At 76.2% G+C, this 2,638-nt stretch carries 1 protein-coding gene and 1 pseudogene; both read right to left on the bottom strand.

The genetic code is table 11. The features are described from left to right. Window positions 1-1,322: MFS transporter (locus tag JNW87_RS37295; protein ID WP_238455339.1), on the bottom strand; the 1,322-nt coding region annotated here is incomplete at its 3' end. A 234-nt stretch (window positions 1,323-1,556) separates the two neighbouring features. Further along, window positions 1,557-2,638 (bottom strand): annotated as a pseudogene (locus JNW87_RS37300) (FAD-dependent oxidoreductase); the annotation flags it as partial.

Raw genomic sequence — 2,638 nt, forward strand, 5'->3', positions numbered from 1 at the left:
CGGGCGGCGCACCGCGGGCGCGGCGAGCACAGGGTGACCCGGCGACGCAGCCGGCAGTCGCGCAGCCCGTCCAGGGCCACGCCCGCGGCGGCGGTGGCGACCGCGGTCACCGCGCCGGCCAGCACCAGGGTCTGTCGGGGCCCGGCGTGCTCGGAGAGCCAGCCGAGCAGGGGTGCGCCGACCGCGGCGGAGACCGAGCCGGTCACCGCCAGGGCGGCCAGCACCCGGCCGCGCATGGCGTAGTCGGTGTCGAGCTGGGCGCGGGCGCCGACCGTGGTGTCGATGATGACCGCCGCCGCGGCGATCGGGAGGATGACCGCGGCGAAGCTGAGCGTGCCGGGGGCCAGCCCGGCGACAATCTGCAGGACGCTGGCCAGCAGGCCTGCGCCGACCAGCACCCCGTAGCCCAGGTCCCGCCGGCGGGCCGCCACGAGCGCGCCGAGCACCGTGCCGACCGCGAAGACCGTGGAGAGCAGGCCGTAGCCGGAGGCGCCGCCACGCAGCGGGCCGTCGCTCATCGCCGCCATGGTCACCTGGTAGTTGCGGCCCAGGCTGCCCAGCACGAACGACAGGGCCAGCGCGACCAGCACCACCGGCTGGCGCAGCAGGTAGCGGAAGCCGGCCCGGATGCCGCCGTCCGCCGGCGCCGGGTCGGCGGCGTGCCGCTCCCCCTCGCGTACGGCCGAGTCGCCGTCGGCGACCACCGCGTCCGTCGCGGCCTCCCCCCGGTACAGCTCCCGCTCGCGTACGGCGAACAGGGCGGCGACGACCGCGACGAAGCTGGCGGCGTTGATGGCGAAGAGCAGCGCGGGCCCGATGGCGGCGACCACGACAGCGCCGACGCTCATGCCGAGGATGCGCCCGGCGGAATTGGTCAGCGAGCCGAGCGCCAGGGCGTTGCCCAGATCCCGGGGGTCGACCAGGGTCGAGGACCAGCGGCCCGCCACCGGCCCCTCGATCGCCGACACCGCGCCGGTGACCAGGGAGATCACGTAGATCGCCGGGAGGCCGCCGGCGCCGGTGGCAGCGACCACCGCGAGTCCCGCGGCGAGGGTGGCGTGCAGCGCCTGGGCGGTGATCAGCAGCGGCTTCGCCGGCAGTCGGTCGGCCAGCGCCCCGCCCCAGACGCTGAGCAGCAGGGTGGGCAGGGCCTGGAGCAGGATGGCCAGGCCCATCGAGGTCGCCGAGCGGGTCTGCGCGAGGACGTACCAGTTGACGCCGAGCACCTGCATCCAGGTCCCGATGACCGACACGAACCCGGCACCGGCCCAGATCCGGTAGTTCCGGTGGTGCAGCGCGGCGAACGTGGCTCCGAGGGCCACGACGACCTCCCCGTTGGCGACGACATGACAAAGCCGCACCGTTTCGGGTGCGGCAGCCGGCAAGTCTGGCCCGTGGTCAAACCGATTCGCCGCATTCGTGAGCAGGTTCACCGGGTCGTCGGCGGCAGCCCGCACCAGCGGGGCAGCCGCCGGCACGAACCGGACGCCGACGCCGAGCACCCCGGTCCGGGACGGGTACGTCCGGACGGGGTGTCGTGCCCCCGTGTCGTGGGGTCAGCGGGCGGCGAGCGGCTGCCGGGCCGGATCCACCGGGGCGGGCAGGGTGCCGGCCCCACCCAGGTAGGAGTGGATCGCCGCGGCGGCGGCCCGCCCCTCGGCGATGGCCCAGACGATCAGCGAGGCGCCCCGGTGCATGTCCCCGGCGACGAAGACCCCGTCGGCCTCGGTCTGCCAGTCCGGCCGGGCGTCGACCGCGCCGCGGGCGTTGCGGGCCACCCCGAACTGGGCCAGCAGCGGCTGCTCCTCGGTGCCATCGAAGCCGATGGCCAGCAGCACCAGGTCGGCCGGCAGTTCCCGCTCGGAGCCGGGCAGCGCGGTGACGATCCGCCGGCCGTCCCGCTTCTCCACGGTCACCTCGGCGATCCGGACGCCCTTGACCTGGCCGGTGCCGTCGTCGACGAACTCCTGCACCGCGACGGCGAAGACCCGCTCGCCGCCCTCCTCGTGCGCGGGGTAGTTGCGCAGGATCCACGGCCAGGTGGGCCACGGGTCCCGGTCGGCGTCCCGGCTGGTCGGCGGCTCCGGATAGAGGTCGAGCTGGTGGACGCCGGCGGCGCCCTGCCGGTGCGCCACCCCGAGGCAGTCGGCGGCGGTGTCGCCACCGCCGATGATCACCACGTGCTTGCCGGCCGCGTCGATCGGCGTGCCGTCGGGCAGCACGGCCAGCGCGGGCCGACCCTGGCCGGCCGCGGCCACCACCCGGTTGGCGGCGACCAGGTGCGTCATCGCCTGGTGCACCCCGCGCAGCGGCCGGCCCGGCGTCTCCGGGGTGTCCCGGCCCTGCAGGGCGCCGCAGGCCAGCAGCACCGCGTCGTGCTCGGCGCGCAGCTGCTCGGCGGTGACGTCCACGCCGACGTCCACCCCGGTGCGGAACTGCACGCCCTCCGCGGCGAGCTGGGCCAGCCGCCGGTCGATGTGCTGCTTCTCCAGCTTGAAGTCGGGAATGCCGTACCGGAGCAGGCCGCCGAGCGCGTCGTCGCGCTCGTACACGGTGACGGCGTGACGGCGCGGGCGAGCTGCTGCGCGGCGGCGAGCCCCGCGGGGCCGGAGCCCACCACGGCGACCGACCGGCCGGT

The sequence above is a fragment of the Micromonospora sp. ATA51 genome, from assembly GCF_016802855.1.
Lineage (GTDB): Bacteria > Actinomycetota > Actinomycetes > Mycobacteriales > Micromonosporaceae > Micromonospora > Micromonospora sicca.